The 23,802-nt window shown below is 67.5% G+C and carries 22 protein-coding genes; 5 read left to right on the top strand and 17 right to left on the bottom strand.

From position 1 onward, the window contains the following. The first annotated feature begins 53 nt into the window (after positions 1-53). The 3 genes from AWC16_RS02305 to AWC16_RS02315 are packed head-to-tail and all read left to right on the top strand — an operon-like array spanning position 54 to position 3,460. On the top strand, positions 54-1,352 hold the full coding sequence (locus AWC16_RS02305) for a cytochrome P450 (protein WP_085263277.1): 1,299 nt from the start codon (positions 54-56) through the stop codon (positions 1,350-1,352). 35 nt (positions 1,353-1,387) lie between these two features. Next, positions 1,388-2,593 carry a cytochrome P450 gene (locus AWC16_RS02310; protein WP_085263193.1) on the top strand — a complete coding sequence of 402 codons (1,206 nt, stop codon included), beginning with the start codon at positions 1,388-1,390 and terminating at the stop codon, positions 2,591-2,593. A gap of 27 nt (positions 2,594-2,620) precedes the next feature. Continuing rightward, on the top strand, positions 2,621-3,460 hold the full coding sequence (locus AWC16_RS02315; protein WP_085263194.1) for a mycofactocin-coupled SDR family oxidoreductase: 840 nt from the start codon (positions 2,621-2,623) through the stop codon (positions 3,458-3,460). A 78-nt stretch (positions 3,461-3,538) separates the two neighbouring features. Here the strand turns inward: AWC16_RS02315 and AWC16_RS02320 are convergent, their stop codons facing one another. Genes AWC16_RS02320 through AWC16_RS02360 form a run of 9 tightly spaced genes read right to left on the bottom strand, consistent with a single transcriptional unit; the run spans position 3,539 to position 13,469 of the window. Next, positions 3,539-5,932, bottom strand: a complete 2,394-nt coding sequence (locus tag AWC16_RS02320; RefSeq protein WP_085263195.1) for a CaiB/BaiF CoA transferase family protein — start codon at positions 5,930-5,932, stop codon at positions 3,539-3,541. Between the two features lie 3 nt (positions 5,933-5,935). Beyond that, positions 5,936-6,901 carry an enoyl-CoA hydratase/isomerase family protein gene (locus tag AWC16_RS02325; protein WP_085263196.1) on the bottom strand — a complete coding sequence of 322 codons (966 nt, stop codon included), beginning with the start codon at positions 6,899-6,901 and terminating at the stop codon, positions 5,936-5,938. 15 nt (positions 6,902-6,916) lie between these two features. Then, the gene (locus AWC16_RS02330) at positions 6,917-8,044 is read right to left on the bottom strand and encodes a M24 family metallopeptidase (protein WP_085263197.1); all 1,128 of its coding nucleotides are present in this window, start codon (positions 8,042-8,044) and stop codon (positions 6,917-6,919) included. Positions 8,045-8,056: 12 nt separating this feature from the next. Then, positions 8,057-9,298 (bottom strand): M24 family metallopeptidase, encoded by a 1,242-nt coding sequence (locus AWC16_RS02335; RefSeq protein WP_085263198.1) that lies wholly within the window; start codon positions 9,296-9,298, stop codon positions 8,057-8,059. Further along, complete coding sequence (locus tag AWC16_RS02340) at positions 9,298-10,470, bottom strand: amidohydrolase family protein (protein ID WP_085263199.1); 1,173 nt, start codon at positions 10,468-10,470, stop codon at positions 9,298-9,300. Before AWC16_RS02340 ends, AWC16_RS02335 begins: the two co-directional genes overlap by 1 nt. A 23-nt stretch (positions 10,471-10,493) precedes the next feature. Next, on the bottom strand, positions 10,494-11,684 hold the full coding sequence (locus AWC16_RS02345; RefSeq protein WP_085263278.1) for a cytochrome P450: 1,191 nt from the start codon (positions 11,682-11,684) through the stop codon (positions 10,494-10,496). Between the two features lie 50 nt (positions 11,685-11,734). Continuing rightward, positions 11,735-11,932 (bottom strand): ferredoxin, encoded by a 198-nt coding sequence (locus AWC16_RS02350; protein ID WP_085263200.1) that lies wholly within the window; start codon positions 11,930-11,932, stop codon positions 11,735-11,737. Further along, positions 11,929-12,594, bottom strand: coding sequence for a TetR/AcrR family transcriptional regulator (locus AWC16_RS02355; protein ID WP_085263279.1), 666 nt, complete (start codon positions 12,592-12,594; stop codon positions 11,929-11,931). The genes AWC16_RS02350 and AWC16_RS02355 overlap by 4 nt, the downstream gene beginning before the upstream one ends. 44 nt (positions 12,595-12,638) lie before the next feature. Beyond that, complete coding sequence (locus tag AWC16_RS02360; RefSeq protein ID WP_085263201.1) at positions 12,639-13,469, bottom strand: SDR family NAD(P)-dependent oxidoreductase; 831 nt, start codon at positions 13,467-13,469, stop codon at positions 12,639-12,641. A 109-nt stretch (positions 13,470-13,578) separates the two neighbouring features. On the opposite strand from AWC16_RS02360, the gene AWC16_RS02365 reads away from it, so the two are divergent. Together AWC16_RS02365 and AWC16_RS02375 are read left to right on the top strand one after the other, a co-directional pair. Continuing rightward, entirely contained in the window at positions 13,579-14,010 is a 432-nt protein-coding gene (locus tag AWC16_RS02365; RefSeq protein WP_085263202.1) for a nuclear transport factor 2 family protein, read from the top strand. Between the two features lie 295 nt (positions 14,011-14,305). Continuing rightward, positions 14,306-14,710 (top strand): type II toxin-antitoxin system VapC family toxin, encoded by a 405-nt coding sequence (locus AWC16_RS02375; protein WP_085263203.1) that lies wholly within the window; start codon positions 14,306-14,308, stop codon positions 14,708-14,710. On the opposite strand, the gene AWC16_RS02380 is transcribed toward AWC16_RS02375, so the two are convergent. The 8 genes from AWC16_RS02380 to AWC16_RS02415 are packed head-to-tail and all read right to left on the bottom strand — an operon-like array spanning position 14,711 to position 23,801. Next, complete coding sequence (locus tag AWC16_RS02380; RefSeq protein WP_085263204.1) at positions 14,711-15,535, bottom strand: alpha/beta fold hydrolase; 825 nt, start codon at positions 15,533-15,535, stop codon at positions 14,711-14,713. It lies immediately after the preceding gene. Between the two features lie 10 nt (positions 15,536-15,545). Beyond that, the gene (locus tag AWC16_RS02385; RefSeq protein WP_085263205.1) at positions 15,546-16,304 is read right to left on the bottom strand and encodes an alpha/beta fold hydrolase; all 759 of its coding nucleotides are present in this window, start codon (positions 16,302-16,304) and stop codon (positions 15,546-15,548) included. Between the two features lie 18 nt (positions 16,305-16,322). Then, a complete protein-coding gene (locus AWC16_RS02390) occupies positions 16,323-17,312 on the bottom strand; it encodes a cyclase family protein (protein ID WP_085263206.1) in 990 nt (329 codons plus the stop codon). Next, entirely contained in the window at positions 17,300-18,136 is an 837-nt protein-coding gene (locus tag AWC16_RS02395; protein ID WP_085263207.1) for a coniferyl-alcohol dehydrogenase, read from the bottom strand. Before AWC16_RS02395 ends, AWC16_RS02390 begins: the two co-directional genes overlap by 13 nt. After that, positions 18,133-19,455, bottom strand: a complete 1,323-nt coding sequence (locus AWC16_RS02400) for an LLM class flavin-dependent oxidoreductase (RefSeq protein ID WP_085263208.1) — start codon at positions 19,453-19,455, stop codon at positions 18,133-18,135. Before AWC16_RS02400 ends, AWC16_RS02395 begins: the two co-directional genes overlap by 4 nt. Next, entirely contained in the window at positions 19,452-21,200 is a 1,749-nt protein-coding gene (locus AWC16_RS02405; protein ID WP_085263209.1) for an FAD-binding protein, read from the bottom strand. The genes AWC16_RS02400 and AWC16_RS02405 overlap by 4 nt, the downstream gene beginning before the upstream one ends. Next, positions 21,197-22,126, bottom strand: coding sequence for a 3-carboxyethylcatechol 2,3-dioxygenase (locus AWC16_RS02410; RefSeq protein ID WP_234812085.1), 930 nt, complete (start codon positions 22,124-22,126; stop codon positions 21,197-21,199). The genes AWC16_RS02405 and AWC16_RS02410 overlap by 4 nt, the downstream gene beginning before the upstream one ends. Continuing rightward, positions 22,083-23,801, bottom strand: a complete 1,719-nt coding sequence (locus AWC16_RS02415; protein ID WP_085263210.1) for a bifunctional 3-(3-hydroxy-phenyl)propionate/3-hydroxycinnamic acid hydroxylase — start codon at positions 23,799-23,801, stop codon at positions 22,083-22,085. Before AWC16_RS02415 ends, AWC16_RS02410 begins: the two co-directional genes overlap by 44 nt. Position 23,802: the final 1 nt, after the last annotated feature.

Genomic DNA, 23,802 nt, shown 5'->3' on the forward strand with positions numbered 1-23,802 from the left:
CATGCTAAGCAGGTGCACAGCAGCTGTCAGCCCGTTCTGCAGAGAGGTCCATGTTGACCGACTTCGAGACGATCGACTTCTTCACCGATCAGTCCCTGGTGCCCGATCCGCACCCGTACTTCGACTACCTGCGGTCCCAGAACCCGGTCACTCCGCTGGGCGTTTACGGCGTGGTCGCCGTGACCGGTCACGAAGAGGCAAACGAGATCTACCGCGACTCCGAAACCTTCTCCAACCTGGTCGCGGTCGGCGGGCCGTTCCCACCGCTGCCGTTCACGCCCGAGGGCGACGACATCGGCGAGCAGATCGAGGAGCACCGCCACCTGATGCCGATGACCGAGCACATGGTCACCATGGACCCGCCGATGCACACCAAGGCCCGGTCGCTGCTGAACAGGCTGCTCACCCCGAAGCGGCTCAAGGAGAACCAGGACTTCATGTGGAAGCTGGCCGACCGCCAGCTCGACTACTTCATCGACAGCGGCAGCTGTGAATTCCTCTCCGAGTATGCGAGGCCGTTCGCACTGCTGGTGGTCGCCGACCTGCTCGGTGTGCCCGAGGAGGACCGGCCGGCGTTCCAGCAGGTGCTGGGCGCGCCGCAGCCCGGTGCCCGGATCGGCTCGCTGGATCACGAAGAGCTGGCCCACGACCCGCTGGCCTGGCTGGACGACAAGTTCAGCCGCTACCTGAGTGAGCGGCGGGAGAGTCCGCGCGCCGACGTGCTGACCGACTTGGCCACCGCCACCTATGAGGACGGGTCCATCCCGGAGATCGCCGACGTGGTCAAAAGCGCCACGTTCCTGTTCGGGGCGGGGCAGGAGACCACCACCAAGCTGCTCAGCGCGGCACTGCGGTTCCTGGCCGAGGATCCCGCCCTGGTCGAACAGCTCCGGGCGGACCGCAGCAAGATCCCGAACTTCCTCGAGGAGACCCTGCGACTGGAAAGCCCGGTGAAGACCGACCCCCGGCTGGTGCGCAGGACCACCACGCTGGGCGGGGTCGAACTCAAGGCCGGCACCGTCGTGGTCATGTTCCCCGGGGCGGTCAATCGCGACCCCCGCAAGTTCGAGAACCCGCACGAGCTGCGGATCGACCGGCCCAACGTCCGCGAGCACCTGGCGTTCGCCCGCGGCAGCCACACCTGTCCGGGCTCACCGCTGGCGCGTGCCGAGAGCCGAATCTCGCTGGAACGAATCCTGGACCGCATGACCGACATCCGGATCAACGAGGCACACCACGGCCCGGCAGGCCAGCGCCGGTACACCTTCGAGCCGACCTTCATCCTGCGCGGCCTCACCGAGCTGCACCTGGAATTCACCCCGGTGGCGGCTCCCGTCACCGCGGGCCTGTAGATCGCAGCTCTGCCGACACGAGGGACGGAACAACCATGACGGCCACCACCACCGACGAAGCTCGCTACGACCCTTACGACGTCGAACTCAACAACAACCCGTACCCGATGTTTCGCCGGCTGCGCGAAGAGGCACCGCTGTACTACAACGCCGAGCACGATTTCTACGCGTTGAGCCGATTCGAAGACGTGCACGCCGCGTTCACCGACTATCAGACGTTCAGTTCGGCCAGGGGCGCCGTGCTGGAGATCATCAAGTCCGGCATGGAGATTCCGCCGGGCATCATCATCTTCGAGGACCCGCCGATCCACGACATCCACCGCAACCTGATGGCCGGGATGTTCAGCCCGCGCCGGATGAACGCGCTGGAATCGCAGATCCGGGAGTACTGCGCGCGCTGCCTGGACCCACTGGTGGGCACCGGGAAATTCGACTTCGTCAACGACCTCGGCGCCGAGATGCCGATGCGGGTGATCGGCATGCTGCTGGGCATCCCCGAGGAGGACCAGAAGCACGTCACCGAGCACGGCGACGCCACCATCCGCACCGAACCGGGTCAGAAGATGACCGACAACCCGGACGGTCCGATCGCCACCGGTGACGTGTTCGCCGACTACATCGACTGGCGTGCCAAGCATCCGTCCGACGACCTGATCACCGAGCTGATGAACGCGGAGTTCGAGGACGAAACCGGCACCCGCCGACGGATGGGCCGCGAGGAGCTGCACCTGTTTCTCACGGTGCTGGCCACGGCCGGCAGTGAGACCACCACCCGGCTGATCGGCTGGAGCGGCAAGGTGCTGGCCGAGCACCCGGACCAGCGGGCCGAGATGGCCGCCAACTTCGCCCTGATTCCGCGTGCTGTGGAGGAACTGGTGCGGTTCGAACCGCCGGCACCGCAGGCAGCCCGCTACGTCACCCGTGACGTGGAGTACTACGGGCAGACCGTGCCGGAGGGCTCCGCGATGCTGCTGCTGATCGGCGCCGCCAACCGGGACCACCGCCGGTTCCCGCCGGACGGCGACGTGTTCGACATCCATCGGGAACGCCGCCCGCACCTGGGTTTCGGGCAGGGCACCCACTTCTGCGTCGGCAACGCGCTGGCCCGGCTGGAAACGCGTATCGCCCTTGAGGAGATCCTCAAGCGCTTCCCCGAGTGGGAGGTCGATCTGTCGGCGACGCAGATCTCGCCGACGTCGACAGTGCGAGGCTGGGTCTCCATGCCGGCGAGCATTCCCTGATTTCACAACCAACGAATCGAGGTTTCCATGACTGGACGTGTTGAAGGCAAGGTCGCGTTCATCACCGGCGCGGCACACGGTCAGGGCCGCAGCCACGCGGTGCGATTGGCGCAGGAGGGCGCCGACATCATCGCGATCGACGCCTGTAAGAGGGTCGTCAAGGACTCGCCTATTCCCCCGGCCACACCGGAGGAGCTGGCCGAGACCGCCGATATGGTCAAGGCGCTCAACCGCCGGATCTTCACCGCGGAAGTCGACGTGCGCGACTATGACGGGCTCAAGTCCGCGGTGGACGCCGGCGTGGAGGAGCTCGGCGGCCTGGACATCATCGTCGCCAACGCCGGCATCGGCAACGGCGGCGACACCCTGGACCAGTGCAGTGAGCACGACTGGCAGGAGATGATCGACGTCAACCTGTCGGGGGTCTGGAAGACGGTCAAAGCCGGTGTGCCGCACATTATTTCCGGCGGCAAGGGCGGTTCGATCATCCTGACCAGCTCCGTCGGCGGGTTGAAGGCCTACCCGCACTGCGGCAACTACGTCGCCGCCAAGCACGGCGTGGTGGGCATCATGCGCTCATTCGCCGTAGAGCTGGGACACCAGAACATCCGCGTCAACACGGTGCACCCCACCCACGTCAGCACCGGCATGATCATGAACGAGGGCACCTGGAAGATGTTCCGTCCGGACCTGGAGAACCCCGGCCCGGACGACATGGCGCCGATCTGCCAGATGTTCCACACCCTGCCGATTCCCTGGGTGGATGCGGTGGACATCAGCAACGCCGTGCTGTTCCTCGCCTCTGACGAAGCCCGCTACATCACCGGCGTCACCCTGCCGGTGGACGCGGGAAGCTGCCTGAAGTAACACTTTTCGGTCGTTGACTCTGCGTCCAAGGTGCAGAAGTGCGAGTAGCACCCACCGTGGGCGCAGAGTCAACGCCGGCTACGCCGGTGCAGCACCGATAACCCCGTCGGCCGCCAACGCGGCGATCTCGACGTCGGACAGGCCCAGCTCGCGCAGCAGCTCGTGGTTGTGCTCACCGAGCAGCGGAGCCGGCCGGCGATGGAATCGCTTGGGTCCGTGGGCCGAGCGCACCGGAAGCGTGCTGTGCCGCACCGCCGGGTTGACCGGATGGGCGACCTCTTCGAAGAAGCCGCGGTGCAGCAACTGCGGCAGCTCGGCCTGTCGGTGGGGTTGCATCGCCTTGGCCACCGGGATTCCGGACGGCCAGAGCAACTCCACGATCTCGTCACCGCTGCGTTCGGCGCACCAGGCACCGAGCTGGGAGTCGATGAGCTCGCGGTGTTCGCGGCGGCCTGCGGTGGTCGCCAGGGCCGGCTGCAGCGCCCAGGCCGGCCGGCCCAGCGCGCCACAGAGCGCAGCCCACTGCCCGTCGGTGGCGATCGCGACGGCCACCCAGCTGTCCAGACGGCCGAACTCGTCGATATCGGCGGTGCGGTAAAGGTTCTGCGGGGCGGCGGTCGGCCCGCCGTTGCCGTCGCGCTGCAGCAGCGCTCCGTAGGCCGAGTATTCGATCACCTGCTCGGCGGCGATATTGAGTGCGGCGTCGACCATCGCGGCTTCAACCAGCACGCCCTGACCGGTGCGATTGCGGTGTTCCAGGGCCAGCAGCAGTGCGTTGAGCGCGTGCACTCCGGCGTTCGGGTCGCCCACCGAATACGGTTCGTACGGGTTACGTTCGGGGAATCCGGTCAGCCAGCTCACCCCGGATGCCGCCTCGATGACGTACGCGAACGCCGGGTTGTCCCGCCACGGACCGTCCAGCCCGAAACCGGGCATCCGCACCATGATTGCGCCCGGTTGCAGCTGCCGGACGGTGTTGAAGTCCAGCCCGATCTGTTCGAGGACCCGAGGGGTGAAGTTCTCCACGATCACGTCAGCGGTCGCGATCAGCTTCCGCAGCACCTCGCGGCCCGCTTCGTGCTGCAGGTCGACCGTGAGGCCCTTCTTGTTGGTGTTGAGCGCCGAGAAGATCGGTGAGCGCTCCCACCACTGCGCTTCGCTGACCGGGATCCCGGCGATCAGCCGGGTTCCGTCCGGCCTGCGGGTGGACTCCACATGGATGACGTCGGCGCCGAGCATCCCCAGCGGATGGGTGCAGCTCGGACCGGCCCAGAACGTGGTCATGTCCAGCACCCGCAGGCCGCTGAACGGCAGGATTTCGGCGCGATTGTTCCCGCTGGGCGGGTGTAATCGCGCCGAAATCACCGAGGACCGGTAGTGGTCGGTGTGTTGACCAAGACGCGGGGCGGGCTGCGGCGGCCGAAGGGCTGCCGGATGCAGACGGTAGGGCCGGTCGGGCTGGGTGAATCCGTCGCGGGGGTTGGTGACGAACGATCTGCGGTGCGCGAAGTGATCCAGTTCGGTGACGTTGGCGCCGTTGGCAACCGGAGCGTTCGGGATGCGGAACGCGGTGGCCAGGTCGCGGATCTCTTCCACCGTCTGCTCTTTCACCCAGGCGTAGATCTCCTCGGCCTTCTCGTTGGCCTGCTGGGTGATCGACAGGGGTGAGTGCTCGTCGATCCACTCCGGATGTCCGGTCATGGCGCACAGGTCGAACCACTGCTGGGCGGTTCCACATCCGACGTCGACCAGCCCGTCCTTGGCCGACGCGATCCCGGGGACGGTGACCTTGCGCGCATCACGCCAGGGCCGGCCGAGCATCTCGAAGTAGGTGACCGGGTAGTAGGTCAACCCCAGGATCTGGGTCTCCAGCATCGACAGGTCCAACAGGTCCCCGACGACGCCGTTGCGCCGGGCATGCCAGGACGCCAGAGTCATCGCGCTCGCATACGCCCCGGCGAGGTACTCGCCGACCTGCCCCCCGACGAATGCCGGTGGCAGGTCGGGTGATCCGCGTCCGATCCCGAATATCCCGCCCGACCAGGCCTGCAGGGTGAACTCGGTGGCGGCGCGATCATGCCATGGTCCGTCCAGGCCGAAGGGGGTGATGGCGGTGACGATCAAGTGCGGGTGGTCGCGGTGAATCTCCTCCGGCGCCAACGACGGGTGTTCGGCCACCACCGAACCGCGCGACCACACCACCGCATCCGCACCGGACAGCAGCGTGGCGAGGAACTCGCCATCGGTATCGGGGTCTACCACGACACTGTGTTTGCCGCCGGCCAGGAAACTGAACAGGGCACCGTCACCGCCGGTGTCGGCTCCCGACGCCGACCAGTGACGCAGCGGATCACCCTGGGGTGGTTCGACTTTGATGACCTCTGCACCGGCGTCGGACAACAGCTTGGTGCAGTATGCGCCGGCGATTCCGGTGGACAGATCGACGACGGTGAAGCCGTCCAGCGGTGTCACCGGCTAGCTGTCCTTGTTGCGGCTGGTCTTGCTCAACCGGAAGTCGGGCGGGAACTTCGCGTCGTTGTCCTTGACCGCTCCGGACAGGCCGGATTCGATTGCCTCGTCCAGCATCAGGTCATCGGTGTCCGGCGCCACGCCGGACCCCATCGACTCGAAGAACGCCGACAGCAGGCTGCCCATGTACTCGCCCTGATGCTGTTTGTAGACCTCGAAGAACATCTTCTGCATGAACACGGTGTCGACCGGGCGGTTGCGCGCACAGGCCAGGGCGTACTTCTCGACCTCGGCCTCCAGTTGGTCGCGCGGGACCACCTTGTTGAGGAAGTTGCACTTCTCCATGTCGGCGGCGGTGAACGGCCTTCCGGTGAAGACCATCTCGGAGAACTTGCGCAACCCCATCATCTGCACCCAGGTCCACATCCGTGGTCCCCACCCGTAGTAACGGAATGACGGGTGGCCGAACAGTGCGTCGTCGCTGGAGATCACCAGATCGGCGTCGGCGGCCTGATAGAAGTGCCAGCCGTAGCAGTAGCCCTTGGCTTCCACGATGCTGATCTTCTTGAGTTCCTGCAGCGGCCGGTTGCCAGCCTGGACGTTGGCGTACCAGGCGCTGATGGTGGCGCCGTTGCGAAAGGTCCCCTGCGGCGGGTAGTTGACGTCCATGCCTTCCAAACGCAGTTCGGCCAGGCGCTTTTCGGGTTCGTCGACACCCTCCATGAACTCCGGCAGGTCCGCCCCGCTGCCCAGGTTGTCGCCGACACCGCGGATCACCACCACTTTGACGTCGTTGTCCACGCTGGCCCCGCGCAGCAGGTCCGCGTACCGCAGCCGCGCCGACGACGTCGGCGCATTGAGGTATTCGGGCCGGTCGAAGGTGATGGTGGCGATCTTGGTGGCCGGATCCTTGTGGTAGCGGATGATCTCTTCCGCGGACGGCCGTGCGGACGACCCTGGCGTGCCGGACATGGGCAATCTGCTCCTTCAGGAACCGGTGGCGAATGGGGCGGTGGTCAAGACTTCATGGCCGTCGTCGGTGATCAGCACGGCCTCACGCCCGAACACCGCACCCACGCCGGGCTCGAACACGTAGCCGGTGATCGCCAGCACCATTCCCGGTTCAAGTCGTTCGGACGCCGCGGTTTCGGGGAGCTGCGCCGACACCACCGGCGGGTCGAACCCCAGCCCCAGACCGTGGGCCACCGGAACCGGCGGCAGCGGCTCGCCGGCGTCGTCGTAGGCACGCAACAGCTCGCTGCACGCTGCACCCGGCCGGCAGGCACCGGACAGCTTCTCCCACAGGGCATCCCAGCGCCGATAGGCAGCGGCGGCGTTGCCCTGGGGCGCCCCACCAACCGGATACGTGCGTCCCACTTCGGCGACGTAGCCGCCGGCCAGCACGCCCGCCGAGAACGCCACCAGGTCACCGGTGTGCACCCGACCGTCGCCGGCCGCACGACGCCACGGGTGTTCCCGCGAGGTCACCCAGGCGACGTCCTGGGTGGCCGGGGTGCTCACCCCGCCCGCCGTCATCGCCTCCATCAGCACCCCGGTCAGCGTCTGTTCGCTGACGCCGTCTTCCAGCGCGTCGACCGCGGCCGCCAACGCCGATTCGGCCACCTGCACCGAGGCCCGTAACGCGGCGATCTCCTCAGCGGTCTTGATCGCGCGGGCCGCCCGCATCGCCAGCTCGCCGTCGACCAGTTCCGCACTGGGGAAGGCCATCGGCAGCAGCTGGGCGAACAGTGGTGACATCGCGTCGGTTCCGACCCGCCGGGCCGTGGCGGCGCCTTCGATACGCGACAGTGCCGCAATGGTATTGGTCGGGTTCCATGAGATCCCATAGAGATTCTCGTGCGGAATGTCCTCCGGCACCCCTTCGTCCCAGGTGCTCAGCAGGTGGATGGCTCCGGTTGCGCGAACCAGCACGCAGGTGGGGCCGAACGGGCGGGTTCCGGCGACCCAGAGCTGCGGTGCGCCGGTGACGTAGCGGACGTTGGCCTGCCGGCCCAGCACCAGCACGTCGAGGTCGTAGGCTTCCATCTGCGCCAGGGCACGCCCACGCCGTCCGCTGCGAAGCGCAAGGTGGTCCGGCAATACCTCAGTACTCATCGGTGCTGCTCCTCAGGCATAGGGCGTATAGGGGTAGTCGCTCAACGAAATCCAGCCGTCCTCGGTGACGACGACCACCTCTTCACCCCGGTATCCGCCGGTGCCGTCCTCCCACACCACCGGCTCGAGCACCAGAACCATTCCCGGCTCGAAGGCGAAGTTGTTGTCGAACTCATCGCCCAGATCGGTGCCGATCATCGGCATCTCGGCGGCATTCACGCCGATACCGTGGCCGAGGTAGAAATGCGGCAGCCAGGGCCGAGTCCCGTCCCCGTTGGCCGCGATGGCCGCGCGGGCCAGATCCCCGGAGGTCACCCCGGCCCGAAGCACCCCGCGCACGGCGTCGAGGATCTCCCGCCAGCGCTGGAACTGTGCCCGCTGGCGGGCAGTCGGGTCAGCCCCGACAATCCAGGTGCGGCCGAAGTCCGAGCAGTATCCGCCATAGGTGATCGAGACATCGGTCCACAGCACGTCGCCGGCCGCCAGTTCCCGCTCGGTGGTCAGCAGCGGCAGCGCCAGATCACCGTGGGTGGTCCAGACCCCGGAGTCCCTGCTGTCAGGCATGACCTGCCAGATCGGCTCCAGCATGCTGGCGCTGGCGCCCAGTTCGAAGGCGTGGCGCAGGAATTGGGCCGACAGGTCCATCTGGCGGATGCCGGGTGCCAGCGCCGCCTCGACGTCGACCATGGCCTCGTCGGTGATCCGGCATGCGGTGCGGATGCAGGCCAGCTCATCGGGGGTCTTGATCAGTTTCGCCGCGCTGACCACCTGGGACGCGTCCACCGGTCTGCCGCCGGGGAACAGCTGCTGCTGGGCGCGGCGCATAGCGCCGGTGCACTCGTCGGTTCCGATCACCGCGCGACCGGGAATCAGGTCGGCCAGCACCTGGGCGAAATGCCGTACTCCTTCGTCGAATTCGAGGTAGACGGGCCCGTGCACGTGGTCTGCCGGCAGGTCGGAGTCACCGGATGCGCCCTCCCGGAACGGCAGGAACAGATGCGGCCATTCGTCGTCGGCGAGCACCACCGCGACGGGGCGTTCGACGTGGGACAGTCCGGCGTCACCCAAGCGCCAACTGGTGCCGGTGGCATAGGTGACGGCATTGTTTCCCAGCAGCACCAGGGCGTCGACGCCCCGGTCGGTCATCGCCGACCGCAGTCGCACGCCGGTCTCCCGGCGCAGCCGGGCGCGGTCCGGGATGTCCGGTATCTGAATACTGCCGGTGGATTCGGACAACGATGTAGGCGCAGACATCACAACCCCAGGAATGCTTTGATGTTGCCGCTCACCACTTTCGCCGCGTTCTGCGGCCCCAGTGTTTCGACGACGTTGGCCAGCGACTTCTCCGAATAGCCGAAGGTGCTCTCGTTGTGCGGGTAGTCCGACGACCACATCACCTTGTCGACCCCGATCCGGTCGATCAGTCGCAGACCGAGCGGGTCGACCATGAACGACGCGCTCATGTGGGTGTCCCAGTAGTGCCGGATGTCGTGTTGCAGCTGGTGGGTGAACATGTGCTGGTAGGACGCGAGCAGATGTTCGGCGTCCTGCAAAGCGGTGGGGACCCAGGCGATCCCGCCTTCGAACCAGCCGATCCGCAGGGCCGGGTGGCGGTCCAGGATGCCGGAGAAGATGTACTTGGCGAACTGCTCGCGGAACGAGTCGACATTGACCATCATGCCGACCACGACGCTGTTGACCTCGCAGGGCGTCTTCGGCGGGGTTTCACCGATGTGGTGGGTGATGGGCAGCCCGGCCTGCTCGATCTCATCCCACACCGGGTCCATCACCCGGGCACCGAAGTCGATGATGTTGCCGTCGTCGTCCTTGCCGGGATTCAGCGGCAGCAGGAATGTCTTGAGCCCCAGCGCCTTGCACTCTTCCACGGTGCGCCGGGTGCCGGCGGGGTCCCACCAGTTGATCAGGCCCACCCCGTAGAAGTGGCCGTTCGACCGCTCCTGCAACTCCGCCATGTACTCGTTGTAGATGCGGAATACTCGCTCCCGCAGTTCCTTGTCGGGAAAGTGGAACAGAGCCAGCACCGCGTTGGGGAACGCCAGTTCCTTGTCGACGCCGTCCTCGGCCAGCTCCCGGATCCGGGCCTCGATATTGCTGCTGGCCGCACCCGCCAGATCGTCGTACTGCATGAGCACCGCGCTGAAGTCCCCGGGCAGGAACGACTGCCCCTTGCGGCCGACCATGTAGGCGCCGTCTTCGTACCAGATCCGAGGGGCCTTGTCCTTCAGGTCCTCTGGGAACCGTTGGTAGAAGATGTCGTCGGCGATCGAGATGTGGTTGTCGGCGGAGAACACTTCGGTGCCCGCAGGCAGACCGACATCGGCCCCGGCGTGGCCACGGCGGTCCTTGGGCGCCCCGTAACCGCCGGGGGGATAGAACGCAAGATCTTGAGTTGATGTGCTGGACATGTCAATCCACTCCAATCGGGCGGTTACCAGGTAACGGGGAGTTCGTAGACGCCGTAGGCGAGCCGGTCGTTCTTGAACGGGATCTCGTCGATACCCACCGCCAACTTCAGCGTCGGGATGCGCCGGAACAGGGTGCGGAAGGCGACCACCATCTCGGCGCGGGCCAGCTGTTGACCGACGCACTGATGCGGACCGAATCCGAACGCCATGTGCTGGCGGGCCGGCCGCGCCAGATCCAGCACCTCGGGCTCGGGGAAGGCGGTCGGGTCCCAGTTGGCCGGCGCCAGGTCGATGATGATGCCCTCACCGGCCCGGATGGTCTCGCCGCCGATCTCGATGTCCTCCAACGCGACTCGGCGCTGGCCGGTGTGGATGATCGACAGGTAGCGCAGCAGTTCCTCGACCGCGTTGGCGATCGCGGCGTCGTCGTCACCGCGGAACACCGCGGTCTTCTCGGCGATCTTGTCGGGCTCATGCAACAGCGCCACGATTCCCAGGCCGATCATGTTCGCGGTGGTCTCATGGCCGGCGATCAGCATCCCGGTGCCCAGCTGGGTGGCCTCCCGCACCGACAGCTCGTTGTTCTTCACCCGCTTGCCCAGGTCGGAGACCATGTCGTCGGCCGGCTCGGCCATCCGACTCTCCAGCAACCGGACCAGGTATTTGGACAGTTCGGTGGCGCCCTCGGCGAGGTCGTCGGAGGTGGCGTTGCGGTCGACGCCCATGGTGGCGTGCTGCTGGAAGAATTCGTGGTCCTCATAGGGCACGCCGAGCAGTTCGCTGATCACCAGCGAGGGAATCGGCAGCGCGAATCCTTCGATCAGGTCGGCCGGCTGCGGTCCGGCCAGGATCGCGTCGAGGTGTTCGTCGGTGATGCGTTGCGCGACCGGGGTAAGCGCCGCGACACGCTTCATGGTCAACGACGGGGACAGGATCCGGCGGTACCGGATGTGCTCGGCACCGTCGGTGGTGAACACCGACTTGGGCCGGTGGTCGACGCTGGCGCGCATCATCTCGTTCCAGTGCGGGAAGCCGGGCTGGTGGTCGTCGACGCTGACCCTGGGATCGGAGAACAGCTCGCGCACCGCGTCGTAACCGGTGATCAACCACGGCGTGCTGCCATCCCAGATCCGCACCCGGCTCAGTGGGCGTTCCGCGGCCAGCGCCATGGTCTCCGGCGGCGGCGCAAAGGGGCACCGGCCGTCGCGGCTCATCGGGTATTCCGGTGTTGCGGTGGTCGCAATGGTGGGTGCGTCGGTCACGCTCACTCCTCGACGATCTGGATAGCTCCGGACGGACAGACTCGGACCGCTTGCCGCACGGCGTCGGCCAATTCCTCGGGGGGGTTCTGGTCGAGCAGGACGACGACACCGTCCTCGTCACGCTGGTCGAACACCCGGGGCGCAAAGCCCACGCACTGTCCCGACGACGCGCAGATGTCCTGGTCGGCGGTCACCTTCATCGCGGACCTCCCCGTACCGGTGTGACCGGGGCCAGCCACAACCCCACGACGGCGTCGATGAGGTCCGACCCGGCCTCCGCCCAGCTCAGGGACGCCGACGAGCCGGCGGCCAACGCACGTTCGTGGTCGGCGCAGGTGTGCATCAACAGGTTTCGGGCCATCACGTTGCGTGCCTGATGCACCCGGACCGGAAGATCCGGAAGGCAGGTGTTGATGCCGTCGATGACCTGCACCAGCGATGCCGAACTCAGCGCGTCCTTGACGATGATGTTGTGGTAGGCCGGGTCGGCCATCACCTGTGCGGCAAACCGCGCGTACCAGGTCGGGTTCCCCAGTGCGGCAAGGTGATCGGTGAGCGGCCGGACCAGACACGACACCCAGTCACGCAGGTCGGTGGATTCCAGCGCACCCGAGACCATCTCCTCGCGCAGCCGCTCGACCGGAACCCGGTGGCGACGCTCGATCTCGCGCACCAGGTCGGTTTTGGTGCCGAAGTGGTAGCCGACGGCGGCGTTGTTGCCCTGTCCGGCGGCTTCGCTGACCTGACGGTTGGAGACCGCGAAGACCCCGTGCTCGGCGAACAGCTGTTCGGCCGCGGTCAGGATCGCCTCCCGCGTGCTGTTGGCCCGCTCGGCCCGCACAACCCGATCTGCGGTGGTCACGGCGTCAGTCAACCGCGAATCGCACATTAAGTCAAGCGATTGATTTAATTCTTTTCGCCGTCGGTCGGCTTGGCGCGGCGGGGGATCGCCTTGCCCGCGACCGTGCCGCCGTCCACCGGCAGCACCACGCCGGTCACGTAGCGGGAGCGCTCACCGGCCAGGTACAGCGCCGCTTCGGCGACGTCGGCGGCGGTCCCCTCCCTCTTCAGGGGCCGGTCGGCGCGCATCCTCTCGCGGATCGCCGCCTCGTACCGTTCGAGAGCATCGGCGTCCAGGTTCGCCGCTGCTGACGACGCGACGAACGGTGTCGGAACGTTGCCGGGCGCGATGGCATTGACCCGGATGTCGTAGTGGGCCAGTTCGATGGCGGCGGACTTGGTGAACTGGATGACGGCGGCTTTCGATGCCCGGTAGGTCATCACCCCGCCGCCGGCCTGGATGCCGCCGATCGAGGTCAGGTTGAGGATCGATCCACCGCCGGACTTCGACATGTGCCGGGCGGCGTCGCGGGTGCCGGCCATCACGCCGAGCACATTGACCGCCATGATGCGGTGAAAGTCGGCCAGGTCGTCGTCGAGGAACCGATTGTGCATGGTTCCCGAGACACCGGCGTTGTTGACCATGATGTCCAGGCCGCCGAACGTCTCGACCGCCGCCTCGACCAGCGCACTCACCTGCGCCGGGTCGGCGACGTCGGCGACCCGGAAGGTCACGTCGGCGCCGAGTTCACCGGCGAGGGCCGCGCCGCGCTCCGGATCCAGATCGGCGATGACCACGCGGGCGCCCTCGGCGAGGAATCGTTCCGCGATCCCGCGGCCGATGCCCGATGCTCCGCCCGTGACGACAGCTACCTTGCCGGCTAGCTCGTTGACCATCTGCGCCCTTCCGTCGAGTCCGCGCCATGCGACCGGTTCGACTCAACCCGCTTCCCCGGTTTCAGTCAAGCGACTGATTTAAATGGTCGGCCGAACTAGAGTCGGCGACATGACGGGCCCCGTCTCAGCCGACGATCAGCTGGATATCTCCGCGCTGCTCTACCGCTACGCCCGCGCGGTCGACACCAAGGACTGGGCGCTGTACCGGTCGGTGTTCACCGAGGACGCCGTCATCGACTACTCGTCGGCCGGCGCCATCTGCGGCGGCATCGACGAAGTTGCCGATTGGCTGGCGGCCGGCTTCTCCGCCATCCCGATGTCCATGCACTACATCACCAACATCGAAATCCTGGAGCGCACCGGTGATACCGCCACGGTGCGGGCCATGTTCTACAACCCGATGCGACTGCCGGGGATGGCCGACCTGAGTTACTGCGGCGGCTACTACCACCACGAACTGGTTCTTACCGGCGACGGCTGGCGCAGCCGAAACCTGCGCGAGGAGAACGTCTGGTTCACCAATCCTGCGGCTCGCACCTGATCTCCCCAACGCGACATCACATGCGCATGCCATGCGCATGTGATAGTTGGCGGCCATGGCAGTTGCGATTCAGATCAAAGATGTCCCGAAGAAGTTCGCGACGCGCTGGCAGCCCGCGCCGAGGCGCGCGGCCAGTCCACCCAAACGTATCTGCGGTCACTGCTGGAACGGGAGTACCAGGCGGGGCGAAACCGGCAGCTCTTGGAAGCGTTGGCTGATCATCGCAGCCTCACCATGACAGCCGCGGAGGTGACGGCCGCCATCCGCGCCGACCGCGACGGGTGAGTTTCCTCCTGTGATCGTGGTGGACGCAGGCGCGCTGGTCTTGGCACTCACGAGCCGCGCTCCCCAAGGCGACGCGGCACGCGCAGCCCTGAACGGCGACGACGGCTGGCTCGCGCCCGCCCACATGCCAGGCGAGGTGCTACGCACCCTGCACAGGGCCGTCTTGCTCAAGCAATTGAAGCCTGAGGACGCCGAGGCTGCCGCCGACACCGTCACCGCACTCGCCATCGAATATGTGCTTCCCGATGCGCTGCGCCTGCGCACCGCCTGGGCGTGGCGGCACAACATCTCAATCCACGACGGCCTGTATGTGGCGGTCGCCGCCGAACACTCAGCCGCCATCATCACCGTCGACGGCCGCTTGGCCAGTGCCGCCAATCAGCTCGGTATCTCCATCGCAATCACCCTGCTCTGATCACCCGGCCAAGAACTCCAGCAGCAACTCATTGACCTGCTCGGCCTGCTCGATCTGCGGGCAGTGGCCGGAAGCGTCGACGACAACTGATCGCCCCCCGGGGATCTGGTCGGCGATCTGCTTCGACCAGCCGGGTGGGAGCAGCTTGTCGCAGGCACCTTCGACCACCAGCGTGGGCACCGAAATCCGTTCGTAGGGACGGCTGCTCGACGCCGGCGGGGGCGGCTCGGCGCCGGGCCGACGGAACCGCGCCGCCGCCACCGCCTCCCAGGCTCCGGGTGCGACGCTGGATGCGTACCGCCGCCCCACATAGTCCTCGTCGGCGGGGTAGGCCGGATCGTGGAACAGTGCCGCCACGATCCGGCGCATCGCGGGCAGGGTCGCGTCATAGTCGTAGAGCGCGGCCATGTGCTGGTTCTGCTGGATCTCGCCACCGCCGCAGATGGCGACCAGCCGGCGCACCGGCAGCAGCGGTGCTGCCGAGGTGGTGTCGACGAGCAGCATGATCGCGCCCATCGAATTGCCCACGAAGTCCGCCGATTCGACGCCCAGTGCCGCGCAGAACCGCGCGACGTGGCGGATCCGCATACCCCGCCCGTCGTTGAAGTCGATGACCTTGGCCGACTCCCCGAACCCGAGCAGGTCCGGGGCGAGCACTCGGTGCTGCTGCGCCAGCGCGGCGATGTTGCGTTCCCAACCGATCTCGGCACCCGCACCGAACTCCCCGCCGTGCAGCAGCACCAGCGCCGGGGCCCCCGGATCGCCGGCCTCGAGATAGGAGGTGCTCAAGCCGTCCACCAGGACGGTCTTACGCGCGAACGGCAAAGTCGGCTCCTCAATCAGGGATAAGTGGGCCGGTCGGACGAGTCGTGGTGGCATGCACCAGCAGTTCGGCCAGTTCGGCGGGTCGGCTCAGAAACGGCGAGTGTGAGGCGTCGATGGTCAGCGGCTCGACGCCGAGGCGCTGGCAGACCAAGTCGGCCAGCCAGCGTGGATAGGCACGGTCCTGTTCGCACCGAATGAAGCTGCGCGGCAGGTCGGCCGCCCAGAAGTTCGGCACCGACACCAGGGCGACCGTGGTGTCGCCGAACCGCTCCGGTCCGAGCCGTTCAAAGGCCCACCGAACGGTCTCGTCATCACAGTCGTGGTAGAAGTACTGCCGCGCACCCTCGATGCCGGCGAACGTCATCGCCCCGTCGTCGGCGAAGTGCAGATGGGTCAACATGTCAGCGGCCGCGGTGTCGAAGAACTCGGCGCCCTCACTGCCCATGGTCATCGCGTCGGTGTAGCTGCGCCCCTCCCGGGGCAGTGCCGCGGCAAGATAAGTGATGTGGCGCACCAGATCCGGCGCCGTGTCGGCGCCCAGGGTGGCATCGAAGCCTCCCCCGGAATGTCCCACCAGCACGTCGCCGGGCTGCAGCACGGCCGCCACCGCCTCCCGCCGGTTGTCCAGCGTGGACTCCTCGCCGACCCGGGAGCCGTGGCCGGGAAGGTCGACGGCGATGCCGGCGTGGCCGATCTTCTCCAGCTCCGCTATCACGCGACTCCAGCACCAGCCGGCGTGAAACCCGCCGTGGACGAACACGAATCGCATGGGTGCTCCTGGTCCGTGCTACTTGATCGCGATCGGGTTCACCGGCGAGCCGACCCCGCCGGTCACCCGCAATGGTGGCGCCACCAGCTGGAACTCGTACACTCCGTCGGCGGCGCAATCGGCGGCCAGCGCACCGAGATCCCAGTACTCCCCGAGCATCATCCCCATGTCCCGCAGGCACAGCATGTGCATGGGCAGGAAGGTTCCGTCGACGCCCGACACCGGGTCCTCGACCATCAGGTTGTCGGCGGCCACCGCGGCGACGTTGTGCTCGTGCAGCCAGGGGGCGCACCGCCAGTCCAACCCGGCGCCGGGCTCCGCACCGTTACCGGTCTGCAGAAACCTTGTCCACCAACCGGTTCGGACCAGCACGATGTCGCCGGATTCAATGGTCACCTGTTGAGCCCGTGCCACCTCGTCGAGCTCATCCGGGGTGATCGGGGTACCCAGTGGCAGAAAGGTCTCCGCGCCGCGGTGGGCGACCACATCCAGCAGCACTCCGCGGGAGGTGATGCCTTTGCCGTCGACTTTGTCGATGCCGCAGTGGTAGGCACCCAGGCTGGTCACCGAACTGGCCGGGAACCCGTTGTAGAGCTGGTCGTCGTAGTAGACGTGGGACAACGCATCCCACTGGGTGGCCGCCTGCAGCGGCATCACGATCATGTCGTCGTTGAACCGGAACGGGTTGTCGACGAAGAACTCGCTCAACTGCTGCGCCACGATGTTGCGGTGCCACTCCGGCCCGTATTGGGCCAGCGTGCTCACATCGCCGCCGTCGATGGTCATCACATGAATGGGGTTGTGCCGGAACTGGAACGCGCCCTGCGGACCCGACGATCCGAAGTCCACCCCGAGCGGGAAGACCTTGCCGTGTCGCACCAGGGCGGCAGCTTTGGCGACCGTCTCGCGCGTGATGAGGTTCAGGGTGCCCAGTTCGTCCGTATCGCCCCAGCGTCCCCAGTTGCGCACCGTCTCGGCGATCCGGCGGAATTCGGTCAGGTTGGCCACGCACCCGGTCCGTTCTCAATCACGGCGGCGGTCCGGCCGCTGATGTTGCCGCCGTCGACCCAGAGCACCTGGCCGGTGACGTATCCGGCTGCCGGACTGTTCAGGAACACCAGCGGTGCAGCCTGTTCGGCGGGAGTGGCCACCCGGCCCAGCGGTTTGGGGATGTCGTCGAGGTAGTGCTGGCCGTAGCTGCTGCGCAGCTGGTCGAGGATCGGGGTTTCGGTGACTCCGGGCGCAGTGCAGTTGATCCGGATCCCCCGCTGCGCCAGCGGGACGGCGTTGACCATGCTGTAGAGGATGATCGCCTCCTTGGACAGCCGGTAGCCGCCGTCGGCCAGGGCTGCGGGATTCGCACGGCACCACTGTAATCCGGCGGCCATGCCGTCGGAGTTCAACAGACCGACCGAGGTCGGCGCGTTCTCGCGGTAGGCCGCCGCCGCCAGTGAGGAGACGCCGGCGATCGCCGATCCGGCCGGCATCATCGGCAGCAGGGCCTCGGTGAGGTGACGCATACCCAGGAAGTTGATGGCGACCACCCGCTCGGGATCGCCGATACCGGAGGACACGCCGGCGACATTGAACAAGGCATCGACTCGGCCGGGCCCGCGGATCGCTGCGACGGCCCGATCGATCGACGCACGGTCAGAGAGATCGGTCGCGTGGAACTCGTCGACTGCCGCCGCGGGTTCGACCCGGTCCAGGCCGATCACCTGCGCTCCGAGCTCACTCAGCTGCGCCACCAGTTCCGCGCCGATCCCCGACGCGCAGCCGGTGACCACGGTCCGTCGACCGTCGTAGCGCCAAAGCCCGGCGGCTGCGCTCACTGCTGGCCGCGCTCCCGCTCCGCTCGTTCTTCCTTGGCCAACTGAGCAGCCTGCACCCGACCCTCGTTCATCTCGGCCATCGCCTCGGGGATCTCGGTGGCGGTGAACGTGCCGCCCCGGCCGGTCGGCAGGCCGCCGAACGAGTAGGACTCGTCGAATGCCGGCGCGGTGGACGCCGGCCGGCGGGACTCCAGCTTCTCCAGCACCGGTTCGAGGCGCTTGGCCTTCTCGGCGACCGCCTTCTCATCGCGTTCGATGAACTCCGGCAGCACCTCCTTGCCCATCAGTTCGATGGCCTCCATGGTCGCGTCGTGACTGCGCGGGTTGAGCAGCAGGATGAGCTCGTCGACACCGCTCTCCTCGTAGCCGCGCAGGAATTCCCGCGTGGTCGCGGGGCTTCCGATCGCTCCGCGGCCCGGCCCGTAGGCCAGTGTCGGGTCTTTCTCCACCTCTTCGAGGTAGCGGTTCCACACCCCGGTGCGGCCCGGGGTGTGCTCACCGGTCATGTAGTAGTGCATGATCCCGAACGAGAAGAATCCGCCGCCGACGCCGAGCCGCTGGATCGCCTGCTCATCGGTGGGGGCCACCATCATGGACAGGTCGCCGCCGATGGCCAGGATGTTCGGGTTCACCTGCGGGGTGACCGGGACGCCGTTCTCTTCGAGTTCCTTGTAGTAGCCGTTGACCCGTTCGGCCAGTGGGCCGGGGCCGGTGTAGGCGAAACTCAGTGCGCCGATGCATTTCTGGGCCGCCATCTGCACCGAGGCGGGCCGGGTGCACGCCACCCACACCGGCGGGTGCGGCTTCTGCATCGGCTTGGGGATGACGTTGCGGGCCGGCATCTGCACGTGCTGGCCGTCGAAGCCGGTGAACGGCTCCTCGGTCATGCAGCGGATGGAGACCTCCAGTGCCTCCTCCCACTGGGCGCGTTTGTCGGCCGGGTCGATGCCGAACCCGCCGAGCTCGGCGATCGAGGAACCCTCCCCGGTACCGAACTCGACGCGGCCGCCCGACAGCAGGTCCAAGGTGGCGATCCGCTCGGCCACCCGGGCCGGGTGGTTCACCACGGGCGGCAGGTGCATGATGCCGAAGCCCAACCGGATGTGCTTGGTCCGCTGGCTGGCTGCCGCCAGGAACATCTCCGGGGCGGTGGCGTGGCAGTACTCCTCCAGGAAGTGGTGCTCGGTGAGCCAGACCGTCGAGAACCCGGCCTTGTCGGCCGCCTCCACCTCGTCGAGGCCGTCTTGGAAGAGCGCGTGCTCGTCGTCGTCCGACCACGGACGCGGCAGCGCGAACTCGTAGAACAGTGAGATCTTCACGGGTTACCTCCTGAGGATTGGTTGGAAGTCTGCGAATCGAAGGATTGCTGGCGAGCAGAGGTATCGGCGATATGTTGGGCGGCAACGTAACCGAATGTCATCGCCGGGCCGATGGTCGCTCCCGCTCCGGCGTAGCTGCGGCCCATCACCGGTGCCGAGGTGTTGCCCACCGCGTAGAGACCGTCGATCACCGAGTCGTCGGCGCGCAGCACCCGGGCATGCTCGTCGGTGCGCAGGCCGCCGGAGGTGCCCAGGTCGCCGAGGATGATCCGGAACGCGTAGTAGGGCGGCTTGCCCAGGGGGTAGAGGTTGGGGTTGGGCAGCGTCGGGTCGCCGTAGTAGTTGTCGTAGACGCTGTCGCCGCGGTTGAAGTCGTCGTCGTGACCGGTCCGGGCCAGCTCGTTGAACCGTTCGGCGGTGCGCCGCAGCCGGTTCGGCGGAACTCCGATCGCGGAGGCCAGCTCCTCGAATGAGCCGCCCGCCTTGACCACCCCGGAGTCCAACCAGGCCTGCGGTATCCGGCGCCCGGTCGGTACCGGGGCACCGGGGACCTTCGGGATCGGCAGGTGCCCGGCGACGACGTAGCGGTGGAAGGACCGCTGGTCGGTGATCAGCCAGCACGGGATGTGGGTGACTCCGGTTTGCTGGCCCGCGATCATGGCGTGCGCGAAGTCCATATAGGGCGCCGCTTCGTTGATGAACCGCTCGCCGTCGCCGTTGACGATGAACTGGGACGGCATCATGCGTTCGTTGAGCATGAACTGCAGTCGCCCGTCGGGCCAGCACAGCGCCGGGAACCACCACGCCTCGTCGAGCAGTTCGGTGGCCGCTCCGACGGCTTCCCCGGCCCGGATGCCGTCGCCGGTGGCCAGTGGGTTGCCGAAGCTCCAATCATGTTCCAGCACCGGTTGATACTGCTTACGCCAGGCCAGATCGTGGTCGAAGCCGCCGCTGGCCAGGATCACCCCGCGGCGCGCCGAGATGCGCTGCGCCCGGCCGCCGCGCTGCACCACCGCGCCGGTGACCGCGCCGGAGACGTCGGTGATGAGCGCGGTCATCGGCGTGTCGAGCCAGAGCGGAATGTCGCGTTCGACCATGGCCAGCCGCAGGCGCGCGGCCAGCGATTGGCCGATGGCGGCCATCCGGTCGCCGAACACCCGGGCGCGGAACATCCGCCACAGCAGCTTGACCAGGACCGCTTTGCCGCGCCACGACTGGCGGACCTGGTAGAAGAGGCGAAGGTCCTTGGGCCCCAGCCAGATTCCCTTGGGTGCCAGTGCCAGCGGCGCCAGCAGGTGCTGCTCCTCGTCGCCGAGGCTGCGCAGGTCCATGGCCGGCACGTTGATGGTGCTGCCCAGCTCCGAGCCCCCTGGCAGTTCCGGGTAGTAGTCGGCGTAGCCGGGTTTCCAGACGAACTCGAACCAGGGGCTGGCCTGCTCCAGGAACTCCATCATCGCCGGGGCGGCGTCCACGTACTGCCGCAGTCGTGCGTCGCTGACCAGACCTTCGGTGATCGTGCGCAGATAGGTGAAGACGTCATCGGGGTCGGGGACATAACCCTCCCGGCGTTGCGACGGTGCCCCGGGCACCCAGATGCCGCCGCCGGACAGCGCGGTGGATCCGCCGAAGTACGAGGACTTCTCCACCACCAGGGTGTCGAGCCCGCGGGCGTCGGCGGCCAGCGCGGCGGTCATGCCGCCGCCACCGGAACCGATGACGAGCACGTCGACGACATGATCGGTCATCCGCGCGCCCCCGTCGGTTCTGCGGTGCGGATGGCGAACCCGGCGATCAGTTCCGGAGCCGGCCGGTAGTAGCGGTGGACGGTGCGGTAGCCGCCCTGGGCCGCCAGCGCACCGAAGGCGGCTGCCCAGGTTCGGATCTCGTGCGCCGATCCGCCGCCCGCCTCGGTGATGTACGAGTTCGACCAGTCAGCCAGATTGTCGAGGCTGCCGCTGTCGAGGATCGACAGGAACCGCTGATCGAATTCCGGGTTCAGCGGTGCGAGATCGTTGGTTCCGGCGACGAAGTCGCGTGCCGCGGCAATGACCGCGTCCTGGCGGGCCGATCGCTGCTCGGGGCTCATCGGGGTGCCGTGCAGGATTCGGTCCCGGGTGACCGGTGGTGCGGTCTCCAGCGTGGGGATCGGCGGATCATGCGACAGTCCCCCGGATCCCAGGACGAGCACTCGCAGATCGAGGCCGGCCAGGAACTCGCCCACCGCGGCGCCCAGTGCGCGGGCGCGGTGTATCGGGCCCAGCGGAGCGGCGACGGCGTTGATGAAGATCGGGATCACCGGGCATGCCGCAGCGTTGCCGAACAGCCGCTCCAGTGGCTGCACCACCGCGTGATCGACGTCCATGTTCGCCGAAACCGCCAGGTCCACACCGCGTTCCAGCACGGCGGCCGCGCAGTCGGCGGCGAGATCCGCGGGGACGTCCAGCGGGCCGAGATGCGTGCCGTAGTCGCCGATGCCCTGCGCGGCGGTGCCGATGCAGAACGGCGGCATCAGCTTGAAGAAGAACCCGTTGTAGTGATCCGGCGCGAACACCACCGTCAGCTGCGGGTCGAAGTCGGCGACGAAGGCCGCGGCCTCGGTGATCGCGGCGTCGATGTCGTCCATCAACTCACGGGACGGTCCCGGCAGATTCAGCAGTGGACTGTGGGACATGCAGCACAGGGCCAGTGGCATCGGGGCGATCACCTCCTTCGCCGGTCAGCGCGAGGATGTCGAAGAGTCGGGCGCTCACCTCGGGTGCGCGCTGGGCGATACAGGCCGCGGCGATGCAGCGGTCCGGACGCAGGAACAGCACCGATTCGCTGTGGCGGTCGAACCAGGACTTCAGCTCTCCGGTCCGATCGCCGACGATGGTGACCGCGGGGTCGTCGGCCTCATCGGGTGGGGTCCAATGCAGCTGGGTCGACGGCCGGACCGCGACGAAACTCGCTCCCAGCGCCGCCCATCGCCCGAAGGCCTTCTCGCCGAGCAGGACCCGGGGGTTGTTGTTCCAGGCCAGCACCGCGAAGCCGGTGCCGATCACGTCGTCGAGGAGCAGATCGGTCTTGGTGCGGGTGTCCACGCGCGGCTGAATGAACAGGGTCCCGGTGGGCGAGTCGGGACGGCGCGGCTGGTCATGGACGACCGCACCCTGCTCGTAGCGCGGCATCGGTTTGAACCGCATCTCCAGCACGTAGCGCTTCAGGGTCGGCACCGCCGAGGCCGCGCGGATCACCCGGTCGCGTATGCCGGCCACTCGCCGGTTGGTCGGCGAGATCACCTTGCCCACCATCGTGGAGAGGTCGATCATGGCGCGGGCGTGCTTGCGCCGCTCGGTGTCGTAGCTGTCCAGCAGGCTCGGCCGGGCCTGCCCGCGGACCACGGCGGCCAGCTTCCAGCCGAGGTTCATCGCGTCGCGGATCCCGCTGTTGTAGCCCTGGCCCTGCCAGACCGGCATCAGATGCGCGGCGTCGCCGGCCAACAGCATCCGGCCGCGCCGGAAGGCGCCCGCGATCCGGGAGTGGTGGGTGTAGACCCGGTGGCGGATCACGTCGACCTCGTGCGGACGCGGCAGGAACGGCGCCAGCATGGCCGCGACGAATTCCGGGTCCTCGGCCTGCTCGTCGGTCTCGTCGGCGTGGATCATGAACTCGAAGCGCCTAATGCCGTGCGCGATGGAGATCGAGGCGTAGGGGCGCGCCGGGTCGGCCCCGACTTCGCTGTTGGGATGGCCGAGCGGGTCGTTGGCGATGTCGATGACGAGCCAGCGTGTCGAGGAGGTGGTTCCGTCGAACGACACGCCCATCAGCCGGCGGGTGGCGCTGCGACCGCCGTCGCAGCCGACGACGTAGCGGGCCGAGACGGTCTGCGGTTCCTGGCCATCCGAGCCGCCCAGGCTTACGGTGACGCCGTCGGCCGTCTCAGCGCACCCGGTCATCGGGCGGCCCCACAGCACCCGGACATGGTCGAAACGCTCCAGGCCGCGCAGCAGTTCGGCGTCGACCAGTGGCTGCACGAAGCCGTTGCGCTTGGGCCAGCCGAAACAGGCGTCGGCGGGCGCCATCTCGGCCAGGAGCCGCCGCTTGCCGTCGTAGAACCGCAGGATCTGGTTCGGCACGGTGTGCGGCAGCACGGCGTCCACCAGGCCGATCGCCTGGAAGGTGCGCAGCGACTCGTCGTCGAGCCCGACCCCCCGGGGATAGTCGATGAGGGTGTCGCGGTCCTCGAGCACCAGGGTGCGAACTCCTTGCAGGCCAAGGATGTTGGCCAGGGTCAGGCCGACCGGACCGGCGCCGACGACGACGACCTCGACGTCGCAGTCGCCGTCCCCGCTTTTCTTGGCCGCCACG

The organism is Mycolicibacter longobardus (assembly GCF_002102265.1).
Taxonomy (GTDB): domain Bacteria; phylum Actinomycetota; class Actinomycetes; order Mycobacteriales; family Mycobacteriaceae; genus Mycobacterium; species Mycobacterium longobardum.